This is a genomic window from Rhizobium rhododendri (assembly GCF_007000325.2).
GTDB lineage: Bacteria > Pseudomonadota > Alphaproteobacteria > Rhizobiales > Rhizobiaceae > Rhizobium > Rhizobium rhododendri.
On sequence record NZ_CP117269.1, the window covers coordinates 1 to 17,231 of the forward strand.

Genomic DNA, 17,231 nt, shown 5'->3' on the forward strand with positions numbered 1-17,231 from the left:
ATGCTTCAACCGGCTTCTCAGAACGTCAGAGATACGGCATCGAAAATCGGAGTTTACACTTCGAAGCTCTCTGCAGAACTCAACGACATGCGTGAAGCCGTCTATCCGCCTTCGGCGCAGAAGACATTCGCTCGGACATTTTCCACACTTGATCTTGTTCGGCTGTTAAATGTTCCTGAAAGCACTCTTCGACAAATGACAATCGAAGGGAAGGGGCCCGTGCCGGAAAGAGCGGACAACAACCGCCGCACCTATACCGTGAACCAGGTTAAGGAGCTGCGTTCGTTTCTCGCTAAACTCCGCCCTGACGATGCCGGTGAACTGTTGCCTCATCGCCGCATGGGCGAAAAGCTGCAGGTCATTGCCACAGCCAATTTCAAAGGCGGCAGTTCAAAGACGACGACGTCCATTCACCTGGCCCACTTTCTTGGCCTCCAAGGTTACCGTGTTCTTTGCCTTGACCTTGATCCACAGGCGTCAATGACAGCACTCTTTGGTATTCAGCCAGAATTCGATCTCGGCGAGAACGAAACTACATATGCGTCCATAAGATATGACAATGAGCGCCGGTCCCTAGTGGATATTATCAGACCGACCTATTTCCCGGGCGTTGATCTCGTGCCCGGAAATCTCGAGCTGATGGATTTCGAGTTTGACACTCCGTCTTATCTGACCTCGAAAAACAGGGATGATCTCGGCCTCTTTTTCGAGCGCCTGAGCAATGCTCTGGCTCGTGTCGATGATCGCTACGATATCGTAATCATCGATACACCCCCGTCGCTTGGATACTCGACGCTGGCAGCGCTCTACGCGGCAACATCTTTGATCATCACGGTTCATCCCGCAATGCTTGATGTTGCCTCGTGCAACCAGTTCCTCATCATGATCTCTGACCTCTCTGAGGTACTCGCGCAGTTCGGCGCGAAGTTCGAACATGATTTCTTTCGGTTCTTGCTGACACGTGTAAATCCAAACGATGGTCCGCAAAAATACATGTCCGGTGTCATGCGCCGGCTTTTTGGCGACGACGTGCTGGTTTCGGAAGCGCTTGAGTCTACTGCCATCGCCGGGGCAGCGGTTGCTAAGAAGACCCTTTACGAACTGGAAGCCGGGGAAGTTGGACGAGAGGCACTGAAACGGGCCATCGAAAGTGCCGATCGCGTCAACTTCGAGATTCTTGATCTGATCCACAAGGTTTGGGGACGTATCCCATGAAAAAGAGCATCCTTCAAAAAATGGCTGACGCCGAGAGCCGCGGCGGTTCCATCTCCAGTGCCGAAACGTCAGAAAAGTCCCTGCCGTCGCGGCGCCATTCGTCGCCCGTGATTTCGAATGTTGGCCGAGCACTGACCCAACTGAGCGAAGACAGCATCATCTCTCTCGATCCCAATAAATTGGAGCGTTCTCCATACAAGGATCGTTTCGACAGCGATGAAGAGGTGGAAAAGGAGCTGGACGCTCTCAAGATGTCGATAGTCACTGAAGGGCAGAAGATCCCTGTGCTAGTCCGGCCGCATCCCACCAAAAGCGATCACTATCAGCTTGCATATGGTTACCGTCGTTGGGCAGCGATCAAGGCGATAATGGCGGAAACTGAGCGGCCAGAGAGCATCAGGATCAAAGCCTACGTCCGCGAGTTGACGGACCGCCAGTTAGTTGAGGAACAGTCCCTCGAAAATGGTGTCAGGGAAAACCTTACCTGGATTGAGCAAGCTATGTGGGCCGTCCAGCTGAAAAGTGCCGGGCTGTCCCATCGCGCGATATGCCCAATCCTTGGTCTCTCAGAGGCAGCAGTGTCTCACCTCTTTCGTGTCACGGATGTGATCCCGGAAGACATCGTTTTCGCGATCGGGAGAGCCAAGGGCGTCGGACGGCCGAAATGGACGACCTTTGCGGACCTATTGAGAGATACAAGCAAAGTGGAGCCTGTTCGCAGGTTTATAGAAACGACCGCCTTTCAACAGGCGCACAGTTCAGAACGTGTCGCACTTGCAATTCGCGCTGCCAGCGGTGCGCCCGAAAAGTTAAGCGAGGCAAGCCAGGAAGAGATGCGCGATTTTGCCGTCGGCGATAGGCTGTTTGGCCGCATGAAACGCACATCGTCTGGAACCACCGTGACCATCCCTAAGGAGGAACACGCTTTCGCGCGCTGGCTAGCACAGCGAATGCCGGATTTGCTGCGCGAGTACAATCACCAGGACAGCTCCATTCACTGAACGGTGTGGCTGCCATAAGATCAACCGGTCGAGAAGGAGAGACCGTTACAAAAGAAAAAGGCCCCCTAAACGTTTCCGTCGTGGAAGCCTCTCTCAATTCCTTAAGCAAGATCGAGAATCGCATTTCCATGAATCCCAGTCAAGTGTCTTTGGCATCGTTTTGGTGAGCGGATTTCTTTTGCCTCAAGAAAGGTGAAGAAAAATGCAATGTGTAAGTGTGACGACGCCCTTTGGGCGGCGGCCGATGACGCTTAGCATGCTGGCAAGCCAGTACAAGGCCAACGACATCGCGCCGGAACAGTCCGTCGACAAGTGGAAGATCTTTCGTGCGCTCTGCGAAGCAAAGCCGCTGCTCGGCCTGTCCGACAGGGCGCTGGCGGTGCTGAACGCGCTGCTGAGCTTCTATCCGGGCAATGAGCTCAGCGCAAAGCACGGCCTCGTGGTCTTTCCCTCCAACGCCCAGCTGTCGATCCGCGCCCACGGCATTGCGCCGGCAACGCTGCGCCGCCATCTGGCTGCCCTGGTCGAGGCCGGATTGCTGGTTCGCAAGGATAGCCCGAACGGCAAGCGCTTTGCGCGCCGTGACGGGGAGGGGGAGGTCGACCAGGCGTATGGCTTCAATATCGCTCCGCTGATTGCTCGTGCCGATGAGATCCAGGCATTGGCAGCGCAGGTCACCGTCGACCGCGCCCTGTTCAGGGCGATGCGCGAGCGCCTGTCGCTCTGCCGGCGTGACATTGCCAAGCTGATCGAGACGGCTCTGGAAGAGGGTGTGCCGGGTGACTGGACGATGGTGCATGGCCATTTCCGCGATCTCGTGGCTCGGATCCCGCGCTCTCCCGACATCCATGACATCACGCCTATTGTCGAGGAGATGGAGATGCTGCGCGAGGAAGTCCTCAACCTGTTGGAAATTCGCATAAATGTTCAAAATATGCACGGCAATGAGTCCCAAGCTGAGCGCCACATACAGAATTCAAATCCCGACTCTAAATCTGATCTTGAACCAGCTTCGGACAAGAAGCAGGGCGAAACATCGGTAATCCAACCACAGGCGTCGGATATGCCGATGGGACACACCGCTGCAGCGGATGAGAGCAGCGAGCGCAAAAGCGTGACGGATGCCCGTTCGGTAAAACCGCGAAGGCTGGCTGTGGCCGGCGGAGATCAACCGGGCCTGAAGGCGTTTCCGCTCGGGCTTGTGTTGCAGGCCTGCCCGGAAATCCTGTCCTACGGCCCGGGCGGCAGTATCGGCAGCTGGCGAGACCTGATGGCGGCAGCCGTCGTCGTCCGCTCGATGCTGGGGGTCAGCCCCAGCGCCTACGAGGAGGCCTGCGCCATCATGGGGCCCGAGAATGCGGCGACGGTCATGGCTTGCGTGTTGGAACGAGCCGGCAGCATCACGTCGGCGGGCGGATATCTGCGCGACCTCACCCGCAGGACGGAGCGCGGCGAGTTCGCCATCGGTCCGATGCTGATGTCGCTCGCAAGGGCCAATGGCGGCAGACGCCAGCGGACAGGGTGAGGTGACATTAGGGTGACGGAGAGCCCCGATTCGGTCGAGGGCGGACAGGCCAGCTATCACCAGGGTGTGAGAACGCCCCCGCAGATTTACTTTCGGTAGTTATGCATTTCGCCAGGTAGCCTATCAGACGTTTTGGGGCCGGCGGCGGATTGGCGGCGTGCCGTTTTGCCATGGTTTTCTCGCACAGTATTCCGATGCTTTGTACAAATAATGAATGCGTGAGAAAATGACCTGTTGCAAGCGTGTTTTATGGTTGAAATGCGGCCCCGCCAGACTCGTAGCGTCACCTCGCACAAGCAATGGGTCGTCCACAAGCCTAACGCGCTCTGGTGGCCATTCGTGGCGGAAATCCTGAAAGCCACGGAATTCGGAGGAGGGGAGGGGCGAGAGGGGGCGCCAGAGAAAAAGACTATGGAAAAATTCGCATTCGCTCGGCAAGTGTGGCGTTTAGCTCCCCGTCACGTTCTGGATGTGACGGCTCACCGATGGAAACCCATGAGGTCTACTCAGAGGCGAAGATACCCGGCGTGGCCAGCCATGCTCCAACCACACTTGGCTCGAGAGGAACGCTTGATTGCCCACGAGACAAGCCAACGGCTGGGCCAACTTGATGTGGATCACTTCAGATCAGAACTTGTAACCGACCAGCAACCCGGCGCGTGTAATCCTAGGATTTGGGCCGTCGCAGAGATTGCCGTGCGAGGAGTGATTGATCTGGGCCATCCCAAGCCTAATCACAGATACCCCCCTCGATTAAATCTGTGTTTTCCCGCTTCTCATGCCTAGACCTAAACCTTTACAACAATAAGTCTATTGAACTTAATCGTGCACTTGCCCTTGCATGCAGCGATGGTACGGTTGGCCATGCCTCAATTTTTACCCACCTTTTCGACACTATCTCCATCAGATCGACGGATCGTATCGCTGCTCCTTGACTCGGGACCAATGTCTCGGGCTGAATTAGCTGATCGAACCGGCGTGACTCGTCCTGCCGTCACCCAAATGGTAGCCAGCCTCGATCGCTTTGGCCTAGTGGAGGAAGGTCCGAGCCGCAGAGGACTACGTGGTCAACCAGCGCGCCCAATCAGTATCCGTGGTGCTGCGGGGTATTCGGGAGGCATCAGTTTTTCACAAACGTACCTCGATGCCGCAATCATAGACATGACCGGGCGTCCAATCGGTCAGAAGCGCTTGCCCCTTACATCGCCCGATCCCGAGACTGTCGCAAAAGTCGCTCAAACAGCCTTACTTGCTATCAAAGCCGAAGCGTCAGTCAAGAACATGAGCCTATTGGGGATCGGCTTCGCGATGCCTGGTGATTTCTGGATTGGGAAAGCGCTCTTGGCGGCCCACGTTTACTTTCCCGGCTTCGATAAGCTCGACGCACAGTCATTCTTCCAGGCACGGTTCGAAGAACGTATTTTCGTGGAGAATGATGGGCGGACATGCATCATGGGCGAGCGGCTCGCGGGGGTTGGCCGTGGGCATAGCGATTTCATGCTGGTTCATATTGGCCACGGCGTGGGTGGCGGCCTGTTCCTTGACAACCGTCTCTATAGAGGGGCCCATCTAAACGCCGGTCCGCTGTACACCTTTTTCCCGATCGATCAGCCTCGCCCCTCGGGTCAGGACTTGCTAGAGACCTTACGCAGGGCGGGCTTTTCGGCGAAGGATTTCGACACGCTCGAGGAAGCAGGATCGGACGAAGCCGCGGTAATCGCAGAATGGACCACGCGCGCTGGAACCCAGCTCGCTCCTTATTTACATCATGTCGCCAACGTTCTCGACCCGGAATTCATCATCGTTGGAGGGCGGCTGCCAGCGTCGATCCTTTCGGCGATCGTAGAAGCTACCGGTCTGCCATTGGAAGCGCTGGAGAATCAGATCGCGGGGTCCCCCCCAGTCGTTCGCGCTTCGTCGCTCGGCGCAGAAGCCGGCGCGATCGGCGCAGCGTCAGTCCCTATATTCGATCTATTGCATGCATGATCCGCCAATCATGCATGCAATGACGTTATCGAAGTCAATATATAAATTACATGCGGCATGGCGCTCAGTTGGTACTCTATTACGGATTTGTCTTGAAGGACTTGATAACAGTCGGGCTGTTGAAGCCGTTATAGACTCGGAGAGACATCCAGTAGGTAGTGTTGGGTCTGAGGTTGGTGAAATTCCAGGACTTGGCCGTGAACCCGTGGCTGGTGCCGGCGATAGCCTTGCCCTGATAGGCGTCGAGTTCGCTGGCATAGAGCGCCGTGTACGCTCCCGCATGCGGCACTGCACCGCCAAAGACAGGCTGGACACCTTCGTTGTCCACCGTGAAGCTCAGAGCGGCCGTCTTGGATGCCGGATTGATGACGATATCTGTTGGCACGCTGGGGTCATGGCTGGTGGGTGTCACATGAACCGCGTCCGAAGGTGCGCTCGACCCCTGAGCGTTGAACGCGCTGACTTGAACAGTTACCGGCTCGTCATTGCGAGCCACCTCGACATAGGCCGTGTAGGCATAGGCCGGAAAGTTGAAAGGACCGTAGTCCCGGCCGTGCTGACGCGCTGTCACCGAATAGCCCTGTTCTGCCGGCTGTGCTGGCTGCCCAGCCCATGTCACCTGGACGTTTCCATTTCCGCCGACGTCGGCGGTGATAACCGGCGCCTTAGGTGCACCGATCCCGGGCACTTCTACCGGCACGTTCTGCTCGTTGAGCTTCGAACCGTCGCTGACCAGCGTAGGTTGCCATCCATCGCTTCCCGCGAGATAAATTCCCGGTGCCAGTGCCGCCACCTCACTCGCCGTCAAGGGCACGTTGCTCTTGGGAGACGCGGATTCACGTTGGGAAATATCGAACGGCGAAGATCCCTGCCCATTCATATCACCGTATTTCGTGTTGTATTCGCGATAGGTAGAAGTGGGCAGATTGTTCGTCCCCGGCTGCCCATTCATAGGCGGTACAAACTCAATCCACCCATCATCGGTGATCTGTGGCCCCATTGTCGAGTTGAGGAAGTAGACCGTCGAACGACTACCCCATGGGCGACCCAGCCAAGCGTTGGTCATATATGGGCTGTCAAACAGAAACCGTGTATTATTGAAAACAAACCCGCTATCTTCGCTTTCGGTCTCACGCTTTTGAGCGGTAATGGTATTTTCACCGATAAGACTGCCGTGAAGCTTGGTCTTCAACGTGCAACCATCGAAAACCGCCTTTCCATTCCCAAAAATGTAGTCGACATATCCTTCGACGTAGCAGTTGCTGAAATAGGCCCTTTTCAGGCCAGATAGGTACAGGGTATCCTGGCCTCCAAGGACCCGAACGGCACGATAAACTGCCCGATCGCCATTCGAAAGAAGCGCTACCGCCTGCGCATTATTTTGATATCCAGGTCTTTCATAATCAGCGGTGTTCTGGATAGTCAGATTGCTGACATAGGCGTCATCACCATTAATCGCGACGGTATAACTGCCGGAAGTCCCGTAAGGTTGGCCAGTCGCTTGATTGGTCGCGCCCGCCGAATGATTACCGGTAATAACGACCTTGGTCGCGTCGGTCCCCGTTCCGATGAGCTTGACGTTCGGCTGCGTAATATTGATCGTTTCTGAGTAGACGCCCGGTGGAATCCGGATCGTTCCGCCTGTGGCAGGAAGTGCGTTGATTGCAGCTTGGATGGTCGAGAAACTACCTCCATTACCATCTTCGCCCTGCAAAATGACGCCGTTCGGATCGACGTTGGCAGTAAACCCCGTCCGTGCCGCGGTTGCGACGTCAGAAGGCGGATTTCCTGGACTTGCTGTGCCACATGGTGTCTTTATCGTGCTGTCGAGAAATTTCCCGGAATTGCATGGCTGCATGTCGACATCGAGGAAATAGCTCCCCTTCAACGTGTTCTGATATGCCACGACTTCACGCGGCGACAGCGGCGAGGAGAAGATCGTCGCGGTCTCGTAACCGGGCAGGGCCTTAATGGGGTTAATCGTCGGCGATCCCTGCCCTGGTGCGCTTGCGGCTCCGAGGACCCACGGCCCCACGCCACCGAACGTCAAAGGGTTGGGCCTTCCGGTTGGCGTTCCGGTGGGGAACGGGACATGCGGGAAGCCCGAATCTAAAAGCGCCTGATCCCATTGATAGGCAGTGAAGGCGAGGAAGTATGTGTATGGGGCAAACCGGTCGACACGGACTTTGCCGTCTGGCGTGAACGTGTAATAAACCCATTCAACACCCCAGAATGTGCCGGTGGGTCCCAGCAAATCCATATCCCAGGACTGCTGCCAAAATGCGGTGGTAGGCTTTCCGGTCTGAAGCATGCTCTTCCCGAAGGCCCACTTTTGACCTGAAGCTGCGGGCTGGGCGCCTAGCATGAACGACAAATAGCCATCGTTGCCGGATGAACTCAGGAGTGACAGCGTTGATCCACCCGTCGGCGCAGTGTTGTCGCGGGTTTTCTGGACGAGCATCACGGTAAAGCCCGTATTCGGATCAACCTGTGCAAGGGTAGTCGTTTCGAGTGACGAGTTCGCAGGAAAATTGAAACCGGTTCGCCCTGTCGATGCATCATAGAACGTCTCCGTATCCTTCGGCGCAGGATAATCGACGTTTGCAAGGGAGTCATGGATAAAAAATTTTGGATAGTCGCCGAATACAGGCGCAAGCTTGGGGGTAAGGGCTTGCGATACCTTATCGGTCGCCTTTTTTGTGCAATCCGCTTGATCCGTGCATGATTGGGCGTGGGCAGGGGCCGAGACAGCGATCAAAATGGCCAGCGTCGAGCACCGTGCGACTAATGATTTCCACATCTTCATCACAATTTCCTATTGATCCGAGTTATGTTGATTTCTAGTTTCCGAGCTTGCTTGTGTTACGACGCCCGATCTGCTTCAACATATCGCCCACGACATCGGGATAGTCGGTGGTGATAAGGTTCGTACGGTTGATGATGGCCATCTCTGGATCACCGCGGTAATCCGGGATGATGCCATCAGCGGACGAAGACCTCGGGTCCGTTATGTGCTGATGGCAGCATTTGCTTGAGCCAATAGGCACGCCTTCTGGAAAGGTGTTGCTTTCATGGTACGTGGAGAATGATTGCTTCTGATCAACATAGTCAAAATATTTCTGAAGGCCATCGCCCCGGTAATATTGGTTCATCTCAAACTGAACCGGAAATGGCGCTGTGTTCCACTGAGTGTACGCCACGTCTTGGTGCGGGTCGTAGCTCGAGTCTTTCACGTTTACATCGTCGGGATTTGTCGTCAGCACGAGACCTCCAAGTGACGTGGGATCGTAGGTCGTGCGATTCAAAAAGGTAGCAAGATCGACGGCGTCTCTGGCCTTCGTTTTGATCACCACCGCTTTCGATAGTTTTGGGTTGTTCTTTGCGGAGAGAATATCGAGACACCGCTGGATCAATTCGATCGCGTCGGTCGAACCTGTACCCGTCGCACGGCTTTTGACGTCCACGATCATCACATAACCATACCCGTCAGTGCTGATATACTGGGCCAAGAGATCCAGTGCGTCGGAAAAGGTCAGAAATTTGGCATTTTTTCCGCTCGGATCCTTGAACACTCTACCGTGTCGATCGCGAAGGTTCGTATTCTTCAACTGGGTATACGTCTGATCGTATATTGCGCCGCTTCCCGTTGATTCACGCTCGATCGTGAAGTCATGAGAAAGCACAACCTCTTTATCCGAGGTAAATCTGACATCGATCTCGACGCTTTCTATTCCGGCGTTCCACGCCTCCTGAAGGGCGTACGCGGAATTTTCGGGATAGGTTTCCCAGAGTCCACGATGCGCCGAGAGAAGAACTAGATCCGATGCTGGATCAGGGGGGCCGAACATCGCTCCTGTAATCGAACTAACCAGATAGGGCGATATTTTCACTGGCAGGACGGTTTGGCTCTGCGCGACCATGGGCGCCGTCAGAGCGGTGATCGAGATCAATATACCGATAATGCGCATCAGACTTCCTCCTTCACAAGATTTCCTCTTGCTAGGGCGCAGGTAAGCAAGAGTCTAAAGTAAATGCAACTTAATTTAATTGGGTCAGTCGGCCGGAAGCTCCGATTTTTGCCTAATCAAAGAACAGACGGTGAACCCGTGATCACACAGCATTTGACTGCGAGCCTTGCCCCTCCACGGCTCGGTAGACAGTCATTCTGGAAACATACAGATCACGGGCGGCTGCGGCTTTCGTTGCGCCAACAGCGATCCGCCTGCGGATTTCCGCGTTATCGAGATTTTCGCGCGCTTAAATCGTTGTTGCATAGCTGATCCTCCGATTGAACCAGCAGAAGCGTCGTCCGTAACAGCAGCAAATATGAGTCAGAGCCCAGAAATGACTCTATCAATTCGAGAAATGACGAGGGTTTATCATGCGTATCGGCATCATGACCCCCTCGCCGATTTACACCTTTAATGATGGGGTGGTGTGGGGCCGATAACAGCGACGGCATTGATAGCTTTGGCTCCCGCGGCATCGACATCCAAGAGAGGACAGGATTTTGCCGCCTGGCTTGGCCCGACGCCACTTTAACGGGCAACGGGCGGAAAGCAGAAGCTTGGTGCGACATCCAAAATGGGCGAGCGAACACTGCGACGGCTGCTCATTCTCGAAGCTAGCTCCGTGGTCCGGCAAGCCGCTCATCGTGGTGTGCCAGAGGGCTCGTGGCTCAGACGTATGCTGGCGCGGAAGCCACGTATGTTGGTGATCGTTGCCCTTGCCAACAAGCTCGCCCGCATCGTTTGGGCGCTGTTGGCGAAAGGCGGAGTCTACGGGATTCCAGCCGCGGCCAAGTAATCTGGTCGCGAAGGGGCGTCGAAGGTGTAGGAGGGTCGAAAGGACGGTATGGCGCACGGTCGATAGAGACGGGATTGGAAAACGAGGCGTGAACGGAGTGCCTCAAAGCACGCTTCAATGATTTGGCACCGATCTGCGAACTGCCATGCGGGCCCGCGCGACATCTTGAAGGTCGCATCAGAGGCCGGACAGATGTCAGCACCAGACTACGCGCAAAGTACCTGCCTGAAAAATTCTCTTGCACTTATGGGGGTGTCCACAGATGTTAAGGGGCCGCATAATGCTGCTCTTTAAGACACGCAGGCGGCAGCCAATTCGGGCTGATAACGTCGGTCCTTACCGATTCACTCGCCAGCCGTTTTTATAGTTACTGAACGTGTCGTTGACTGCTCCCGCAAAATATCTGGCGAAAAGCGGAAGGCTTGCGGCCCCCACGGAGCCAGAGGATTGGCCGAGTTTGCTTGCAATAAGACCGATCGTTTTAAGGCCACGAGACGGCCCGGGATTTTGGGTGATGAACTCTCCCGCGCGACCAGCGAGTGCCTCATTGATCCATGTGGGCAGGCGACCGCCAACTAGGATCGCGGCTGGATCGAATAAGCCTGATATGATCTGGGCGGATCGGCCAAGTTGTTCACCTGCGCGAGTGATCCAATCATCAATCAGCGGGGTTGTCACAGCGTCTTCAAGAGTATCGTCGGTTAGTTCGAGATCCGAAAAACCATTCCTGGCTAGGTGATCGAGTAGATCTTGGCCAGATGGGCGGGGACTTCCTACCGGGTATATCGCGCCCGGCAGGCAGGCATTACCATTCGCTCCTCTGAAGAGCCTGCCTTCGGCGATGCCGCCGCCGCCCAAACCGTGGCCGACATGAAGCAGGAATACGTGACTTATACCGCGCCCTGCACCGAACATATATTCGCCAAGCACCGCGCAGGCACCGTCGTTTTCGAAGAACACTGGCGCTTCGAAAAGAGCCGCGAGATCGTCGCCAAAGCTTAACCCTTCAATTTGAGGGAAAAGTTCGTGTGCACGGAAATCTCGTGAGTTTCGTCCAAAATTTCCGGGAACAGAAACGCCGAAGCCGACAAGATCGGCTCGGGTCAGTGCATTCTGGTCCAAGAGTTTTGCCAGCCCGCGTTTTGTCGCGGAGACTATTTGCTTTGCCTCGGGTTCTGCGATTGGGGAATTCTCAACTCCGATGACGTGGCCCGCAAGATCAATGAGCGCGACCTGAACCTGTTTTCGCGAGAAGTTCACTCCTGCGCTAAGGCGTTGGCCAGCAACGATGGACAGAATGCGGCGCGGCTGTCCCTGTTGCCCCGTCTTTTCAGCTTTTTCCTCCACGATCCCTTCGTCCATAAGGCGCGAAACGATACGAGTTATCGAGGCGCCTGTAAGACTGAGTGTATAGGCCATCTCGACGCGAGATGCCACGGTTCCAAGGAAAACTAATTCGAGCACTTGCCGCTCGTTGAGTGAGAGATTCATATCCGTCTCCGCTTTGCAGAAAACTAATCTTTCTATTAAATTACGCAATGTAATATAACCGTCGCGAACTAACGCTACTGGGATGGTCATCAATTCAACACGGAGCATATTAATGTCGATCAAGTCTGTGGTTGCTGCTCTCATACTCACAGCCATTCCATTTGCTTTGAATGCCAAATCTCTTACGATCTACTCCCCACAGGGGGGCGATGAGCGCGGCACGTTCATCTCCCAGAAGGCCAAGGAAGCCGGTCTGGACATCCGGTTCCTAGGCGGCGGCGGCGGCGAGCTTTTTGACCGACTCATAGCCGAGAAAAGTAACCCGCAGGCAGATATCGTGCTTGGCCTTGTGCAGCCTTCGATGTACAATCTTAAAACGCAGGGCATGTTCGAAAAGTTCGTCCCGACATGGGCTGCTGCGCTCGGCCCTGACTTCAAGGACGCCGACGGCAGTTTCCATATGTTCTGGCAGACGCCAATTGTTCTTGCTTACAAGACCGATGGTCTTGCAGGAATGGAGGCTCCGAAATCCTGGTTGGATCTTGGCAAACCGGAATACAAGGACAAATTCACAGTCGGGGCGATAACTGGCCAGACCACGCGGATGATCCTTGCCGGACTTCTGTGGCGCTTCGCCGACCCGAAAACGGGCGAAGTCTCAAGTGAAGGCTGGGACCTTCTCAGGCGGATCTATTCGAACTCGCGCGTTCTTCCCGAAGGAGCGGACTACTGGCAGGCGGTCGCCAGCGGTCAAATCCCAATCGTACTGTCGTGGTTCGGTGGCGTCGTCAACAATGCCGCGAAAAACAATGTTTCTGTGACCTTCGTTGATACGGAAGGCGGGACGCCGATGGTTGCTGAGTCCATTGGCATAATCAAGGGCACCGACGATCTGAAGCAGGCCAAAAAATTCGTCGAATGGTTTGGATCGCCGAAGTTCATGGCGGAGTATGGCGCCAGGTTCAATCAGGCCCCGGCCCATCCGGAAGCTCTGGCAAACTCGCCCGAAGCGATCCGTGCCGGAGTTTCACAGTTCCATCCGCAGCCCATCAACTGGGCGGTTGCGGCTGGCAAGCTCAACGGCTGGTTGGAAAACATTCAACTAAACATCATGCCCTGAGGCTCGGGTGGCGGTTGGGTGGACGTTCCGCTCTGCGGCCTTCCGTTGGAGACCTATGATGATCCGCTTTGAACAAGTCGATATCGCGTATGACGGCAAGCTGGTCGTCCCGAACTTAAATCTCTCGATCAAAGAGGGGGAGTTCTTCACCCTTCTTGGGCCTTCCGGCTGCGGTAAATCCACCATCCTGCGATGCCTCGCCGGCTTCGTACCGATTACGAAAGGTCGCATCATGCTCGGCGACAGTGATATCTCCCGGATTGAAGCCGAGAGGCGCGGGGTCGGAATAGTTTTTCAAAACTATGCCCTGTTTCCCCATCTCACCATAGCCGAGAACGTTGCATTCGGTCTGCGGGCAAGCGGCGCTTCCAAGGCTGATGTGGCTGGCAAGGTCGCCCACATGCTGGAACGCACCGGGATTTCCGAGCTCGCGAAAGAGCGGCCTGCGGAATTGTCTGGTGGCCAGCAGCAGCGTGTCGCCATTTCCCGATCATTGGTCATGGGGCCGAAGATTTTGTTGATGGACGAGCCTTTGTCCAATCTTGATGTCAAGCTGCGAGTCTCAATGCGCGACGAGATCAAGCGCCTGCAGCAGCATATAGGCTTTACCACGATCTATGTGACACACGACCAGGAAGAGGCCCTTTCGCTTTCGGACCGTATCGCAGTCCTCAACAGTGGTAGCGTCGAACAGATAGGCTCGCCGGAAGCTATCTACAATAAGCCGGAGACTGAGTTTGTCTGCCATTTCATCGGCGAAGCCAATCGTATGACACCAGCGATGCTGGCCGAAATCCGTGCAGACGGCGGCGATGCCCCCGCTTTCGTCCGGCCTGAGGATATGTCGATCGGCAGTGAAAACCCCAACAATTATCGCATCATTGCAACCGTCGCAAACTCGGTGTTCCTTGGTGCTCTTGTACGCTACCGAATGCAGGCTGCCGATGGTCATTTCGACCTTGTCATGTCTGGCACGGAGGAAAGGCTCCCGGTCGGTAGTCAGCACGCGGTCTCCTTCCAGCAAAACGCACTGCTGCGTCCTGCCCGGAGGGCGTCGTGATAATCGCGTCAAAAGCCTCCGTCGGGAAAATTGCCGACGCGATTGGTCTGTTAGCCATCGCATGGATGGTCGTTACGTTTCTCTTCTACCCAGTGATCTACGTCCTAGTTGAGGCTTTCTTTCCCGGCGGACAGTTCTCGTCGGATGCGGTCGAGCGTCTCGCCGGGTCTGCCCGCGTGACACGCAGCATCTGGAGCACCGTCCTGGTCACGGTCGTGACAGTCATCACCGTCAACATCGTCGGCATCTTCCAGGTGGCGGTGCTCGAGTTCTTCAAGGTGAGACTAGCCCCATTTCTGCTCGTGGCATTCTCGACGCCGCTGGTCTTCTCAAGCGTCGCGGCTGTGTCCGGATACAACTTCGTCTACTCGTCGCATGGCTTCATCACGAAGGTCCTGCTGACGATTTTCCCGAATATCAACCCGAACTGGTTCACCGGTGCCTTCGCGGTCATCTTCGTCCACACCTTCACTATGACAGGCTATCATATTCTGTTCGTGCGTGCCGCCTTGCGACGCATCGACTTCTCCACTGTGGAGGCGGCTCAAAGTCTCGGAGTTTCGCCCGCTCGCGCCTTCGTCAAAATCGTCCTGCCGATGCTTGCGCCGGTTCTGCTCGCAACCAGCCTGCTCGTCCTACTGGGCTCGCTCAATTCCTTTGCCGCTCCCGCCATGCTGGGCGGACGCGACTTCTACATGATTAGTTCGATGATCCAGTCTTTGGTCAGTCTCGGCCGTACGGACATGGCTGCCCTCTTGTCCCTGCTCCTGGGCGCGATTTCGCTAGTGATCTTCCTCTGGATGAAGCGTGTGGAACGGCGCGGCGGCAAGATATCAACGTCAAAAACCCAGTCGCCCTTGCGAAAGACTGAAATTCGCAATGGTTACGTGAACGTCGCGGTCCATGCCATCGCCTATCTTTTGTTCGTGATTTACATGGCCCCCATTCTGATCACCGTCGCATTTTCCTTCGCCCCAACGGAGAGCATCCTAAAAGACCCATTTCCATCGAGCTTCACGCTCCAGCATTATGTAACTGTATTTTCTGATCCGCGCGCTTTCGGTCCTCTGGGCAACAGCCTCGTTTTGTCCTTCATGGCTGTTGGTGCGGCTCTGGCGATCAGCGTCTTCGCGGCCGTTCGGATCCGATCCTCAAAAGGCATTGTGAGCGACGGTCTGGAGTTCTCACTTTTTATTCCCTGGGTTCTGCCGGGAATGATCCTGGCTATGGGGCTGATCGCGGCATACAGCAAGCCGTCCATGCTGATTTTTGGCGGATCTCTTGTCGGTAGCTACTGGCTCCTGCCGATTGGCTATGTGATCGTCATCATTCCGATGATGGTTCGCATGCTCGGCGCGGCACTGGCCGGGATCGATCCGAACATAGACGACGCGGGCCGTTCGCTTGGGGCTTCGGGCCTATATCGCTTCACCCGCCTGACGGCACCGCTCCTCGCGCCGGTCATCGCCCTTGTCGCTGCCATGTCCTTCAATGAATCGTTGTCGGAATACACGCTTTCCGTGTTTTTATATAATATCAACAACACGCCGCTCGGCGTGGCGCTCCAGAATGCGGCACGCGCGGATGGACCGGACCAGATCGCCATCTCGATGGTCTACGTGGTCCTGCTCCTTACCTTTTCCCTCACTATCATCCTCGCAGCCGACCGCCTTGGCTCGGAACGCGTGAGCCGAGCCTGAACCTTAAGCCTGATTTCAAGGAGAATAGATATGTATTGCATGACCGTGTGGCATCCCGATCACGGCGACCGCTGGTATGACGAGGGCGTTCGCAACAGCCTCCGTCTGATCAAGGATGCCGGTTTCACTCATATCAACTGGAACCCGGACTCCGGATCATCTTATGTCTATGCACCGTCCGAAATCCGCTTTATCACCGAAATCGTTGCGAATGCAGGCCTGAAGACGCACACCATTCACGCTTCGAACGGGCGCAACAAAGGAACCGAATGGGGTTACGCCGCGGCGCTGGAAACACGCAAGGACATCGCGTCTGCGCACAAATGGCAGCGTGAAGCCGGTATCGATCTGCTAATCAACCGCGTCGATCTTGCTGCCGCCATGAACGCGCCGAACATGGTCCTTCATGTTGACATCGATGCGTTTGATCCTAGCGGACGCGGGGCGAACGAGGAGTTTTACGGCTATTTTTTCGAATCCCTCGACACTGTTCGGCCATACTGCCTGGAAAAGAACGTTGCGATTGCTGTAGAAAATATCTTCGGCGGTGGCATTAACCAGTTCGTTGACCTCTTTGAGAACCTGTTTTCGCGATATGAACCTGATTTCGTGGGCCTTTGTTATGACTCTGGACATTCCCGCGTTATCGATCCCGACGGTTTCACGTTGCTCGAACGTTTTCGGTCTCGCTTAATCGCCACGCATTTGCACGACAACCGAGGTGCGAAAGATGACCATCTGCTACCGTTCGACGGAGTGATCGATTGGCAGAAGACGATGAGTTTGATTGCGGATTCCCCTTACGAGCTGCCGCTGAACTTCGAGACGCCATTCGATCGCTACAGCCTCAAGGAGTACCCCTTCTACGAAAAGGCGATGAAAGCCGCGGTGCAGTTGCATGACATGGTTCTCGATGCCCGCGGCTCGAATTCGCGGATGGTAGCGGAATGAGTGACCTTGAACGACGGCTACTGGATGCAGAGAGAATCTTCGCAACCTGCGCGGAGGTGGCCCTTGGCTATTTCCGCGCACGGAAGGACTTGGCGGTGGACTTTAAAGGGCTTAGGGACTTTGTGTCAGAGGCGGATCATCAGGTCGAAACTTTGGCAATCAAATTGTTGGCGGAGTACTACCCCGGAGAGCCGTTAATCGGCGAAGAGTTTTGTGGGGATGCGACAGGAAATCACAGGATCATCGGCCCTATTGATGGCACGACCAATTTCCTGAACGGCCGTCCTTTATGAGGCGTCTCGCTGGCTTCTATCGAAAAAGTTGAGCCCATAATCGGTGTCATTTCGCTGCCGGCGCTGGGGCATGTCATATCGGC

General features: G+C 55.5%; 12 protein-coding genes and 2 pseudogenes. 10 read left to right on the top strand and 4 right to left on the bottom strand.

What is annotated here, in order from left to right; translation table 11 throughout:
• The 3 genes from repA (at position 1) to repC (ending at position 3,741) form a co-directional block, all read left to right on the top strand.
• Positions 1–1,215: a plasmid partitioning protein RepA gene (gene repA, locus PR018_RS24860; RefSeq protein ID WP_142832027.1), complete on the top strand. Its 1,215-nt coding sequence runs from the start codon at positions 1–3 to the stop codon at positions 1,213–1,215.
• Positions 1,212–2,216, top strand: a complete 1,005-nt coding sequence (gene repB, locus PR018_RS24865; RefSeq protein WP_142832025.1) for a plasmid partitioning protein RepB — start codon at positions 1,212–1,214, stop codon at positions 2,214–2,216. The genes repA and repB overlap by 4 nt, the downstream gene beginning before the upstream one ends.
• A gap of 202 nt (positions 2,217–2,418) precedes the next feature.
• On the top strand, positions 2,419–3,741 hold the full coding sequence (gene repC / locus PR018_RS24870) for a plasmid replication protein RepC (protein ID WP_142832023.1): 1,323 nt from the start codon (positions 2,419–2,421) through the stop codon (positions 3,739–3,741).
• 627 nt (positions 3,742–4,368) lie between these two features.
• Here repC and PR018_RS24875 read toward each other — a convergent pair.
• Positions 4,369–4,464: pseudogene (locus PR018_RS24875) on the bottom strand (acyloxyacyl hydrolase); the annotation flags it as partial.
• A gap of 222 nt (positions 4,465–4,686) precedes the next feature.
• On the opposite strand from PR018_RS24875, the gene PR018_RS24880 reads away from it, so the two are divergent.
• Positions 4,687–5,727 carry an ROK family transcriptional regulator gene (locus PR018_RS24880; protein ID WP_341799012.1) on the top strand — a complete coding sequence of 347 codons (1,041 nt, stop codon included), beginning with the start codon at positions 4,687–4,689 and terminating at the stop codon, positions 5,725–5,727.
• Between the two features lie 79 nt (positions 5,728–5,806).
• Here PR018_RS24880 and PR018_RS24885 read toward each other — a convergent pair whose 3' ends face one another.
• Together PR018_RS24885 and PR018_RS24890 are read right to left on the bottom strand one after the other, a co-directional pair.
• Entirely contained in the window at positions 5,807–8,533 is a 2,727-nt protein-coding gene (locus tag PR018_RS24885; RefSeq protein ID WP_143134258.1) for a pectinesterase family protein, read from the bottom strand.
• Between the two features lie 34 nt (positions 8,534–8,567).
• Positions 8,568–9,695, bottom strand: coding sequence for a glycerophosphodiester phosphodiesterase family protein (locus PR018_RS24890; protein WP_142832020.1), 1,128 nt, complete (start codon positions 9,693–9,695; stop codon positions 8,568–8,570).
• A 466-nt stretch (positions 9,696–10,161) separates the two neighbouring features.
• On the opposite strand from PR018_RS24890, the pseudogene PR018_RS24895 reads away from it, so the two are divergent.
• Positions 10,162–10,533, top strand: a pseudogene (locus PR018_RS24895) (transposase); the annotation flags it as partial.
• Between the two features lie 336 nt (positions 10,534–10,869).
• On the opposite strand, the gene PR018_RS24900 reads toward PR018_RS24895, so the two are convergent.
• Positions 10,870–12,147 carry an ROK family protein gene (locus tag PR018_RS24900; RefSeq protein ID WP_161991013.1) on the bottom strand — a complete coding sequence of 426 codons (1,278 nt, stop codon included), beginning with the start codon at positions 12,145–12,147 and terminating at the stop codon, positions 10,870–10,872.
• On the opposite strand from PR018_RS24900, the gene PR018_RS24905 reads away from it, so the two are divergent.
• From PR018_RS24905 to PR018_RS24925, 5 genes are all read left to right on the top strand, one after another.
• Positions 12,137–13,144: an extracellular solute-binding protein gene (locus PR018_RS24905; RefSeq protein WP_161991012.1), complete on the top strand. Its 1,008-nt coding sequence runs from the start codon at positions 12,137–12,139 to the stop codon at positions 13,142–13,144. The genes PR018_RS24900 and PR018_RS24905 overlap by 11 nt on opposite strands.
• Positions 13,145–13,202: 58 nt before the next feature.
• On the top strand, positions 13,203–14,204 hold the full coding sequence (locus PR018_RS24910; protein ID WP_161991011.1) for an ABC transporter ATP-binding protein: 1,002 nt from the start codon (positions 13,203–13,205) through the stop codon (positions 14,202–14,204).
• A gap of 254 nt (positions 14,205–14,458) precedes the next feature.
• Positions 14,459–15,904, top strand: a complete 1,446-nt coding sequence (locus PR018_RS24915) for an ABC transporter permease (RefSeq protein ID WP_161991010.1) — start codon at positions 14,459–14,461, stop codon at positions 15,902–15,904.
• A 30-nt stretch (positions 15,905–15,934) separates the two neighbouring features.
• Positions 15,935–16,855 (top strand): sugar phosphate isomerase/epimerase family protein, encoded by a 921-nt coding sequence (locus PR018_RS24920; protein WP_244615536.1) that lies wholly within the window; start codon positions 15,935–15,937, stop codon positions 16,853–16,855.
• Positions 16,852–17,148 carry an inositol monophosphatase family protein gene (locus PR018_RS24925; RefSeq protein ID WP_142832010.1) on the top strand — a complete coding sequence of 99 codons (297 nt, stop codon included), beginning with the start codon at positions 16,852–16,854 and terminating at the stop codon, positions 17,146–17,148. The genes PR018_RS24920 and PR018_RS24925 overlap by 4 nt, the downstream gene beginning before the upstream one ends.
• Positions 17,149–17,231 lie beyond the last annotated feature (83 nt).

Bases quoted from the DNA above. Each gene is read 5' to 3' on its own strand.
- PR018_RS24890 (WP_142832020.1), bottom strand. From the start codon at position 9,695: ATGCGCATTATCGGTATATTGATCTCGATCACCGCTCTGACGGCGCCC.
- PR018_RS24920 (WP_244615536.1), top strand. From the start codon at position 15,935: ATGTATTGCATGACCGTGTGGCATCCCGATCACGGCGACCGCTGGTAT.
- PR018_RS24880 (WP_341799012.1), top strand. From the start codon at position 4,687: ATGTCTCGGGCTGAATTAGCTGATCGAACCGGCGTGACTCGTCCTGCC.
- repC (WP_142832023.1), top strand. From the start codon at position 2,419: ATGCAATGTGTAAGTGTGACGACGCCCTTTGGGCGGCGGCCGATGACG.
- PR018_RS24925 (WP_142832010.1), top strand. From the start codon at position 16,852: ATGAGTGACCTTGAACGACGGCTACTGGATGCAGAGAGAATCTTCGCA.
- repB (WP_142832025.1), top strand. From the start codon at position 1,212: ATGAAAAAGAGCATCCTTCAAAAAATGGCTGACGCCGAGAGCCGCGGC.
- PR018_RS24905 (WP_161991012.1), top strand. From the start codon at position 12,137: ATGTCGATCAAGTCTGTGGTTGCTGCTCTCATACTCACAGCCATTCCA.
- PR018_RS24885 (WP_143134258.1), bottom strand. From the start codon at position 8,533: ATGAAGATGTGGAAATCATTAGTCGCACGGTGCTCGACGCTGGCCATT.
- repA (WP_142832027.1), top strand. From the start codon at position 1: ATGCTTCAACCGGCTTCTCAGAACGTCAGAGATACGGCATCGAAAATC.
- PR018_RS24910 (WP_161991011.1), top strand. From the start codon at position 13,203: ATGATCCGCTTTGAACAAGTCGATATCGCGTATGACGGCAAGCTGGTC.